General features: G+C 43.9%; 1 protein-coding gene. It reads left to right on the forward strand.

What is annotated here, in order from left to right:
- Positions 1-108: 108 nt before the first annotated feature.
- A partial coding sequence (locus H8J70_RS12360) for a transposase (RefSeq protein WP_222433715.1) occupies positions 109-857 on the forward strand: 749 nt, incomplete at its 3' end.

The raw sequence follows: 857 nt of genomic DNA on the forward strand, positions 1-857 counted from the left end.
ACTAATTATTCTAAACCAAAACAGGCAATTTTGCCACTATATATTTCAGATTTTCTGGATATTTGCGATCCGGTGTTGGTTTTCAACAGATTCATGGAGGGAATCAACTTGGAGAAGTATCTGAAAAATGTTCCCAAGCATATCACGGGACGTATCAGATACAACCCGGCCAACATGCTGAAAGCAATTTTATTCGGATTCATGTCCCATGGATATATCTCGCTCCGAGAGCTCGAAGATAACTGCAAGGTCAACCTTCGCTACATGTATCTCATGGATCATCAAACTCCATCATATCGTACCTTCGGATACTTTATCGAAAACGTTCTGGGGCCATCCGCTGAGGAGCTGCTCAACGACATCAATAAAAAGATATTTACCGAAGAACATGTGGATTTGAGCCATCTTTACATCGATGGTTCGAAGTTTGAGGCTAACGCCAATAAGTACAGCTGGGTTTGGAAAAGGGCTACGGAGAAATTCCGGTACAAGCTCTATGAAAAGATCACCGGACTGTTTCATGAGATGAATGAGGAGCTGGCTCCTTTTGGCATAAAGATTGAAACCCACACGGAATATGTTCCTGCCTATCTAAAAGAGGTAATCCGGCGCTACGCTGCCATTTGTGAAATCGACGAATCCCAATTTGTCCATGGAATCGGACATCGCAAAACGCCCCAGCAACGACACTATGAGCGTCTGAAGGAATATACGGCAAAGCTCGAAGACTATGTCGAAAAGATCGCAGTTTGTGGCCCCAACCGCAACAGTTATTCCAAGACAGACCCTTCGGCAACCTTCATGCGTATCAAGAAAGACTATATGGGCAATGACCAGCTTCTTCCTGCATATAATGT

The organism is Megasphaera hominis (assembly GCF_014269395.1).
Lineage (GTDB): Bacteria > Bacillota > Negativicutes > Veillonellales > Megasphaeraceae > Megasphaera > Megasphaera hominis.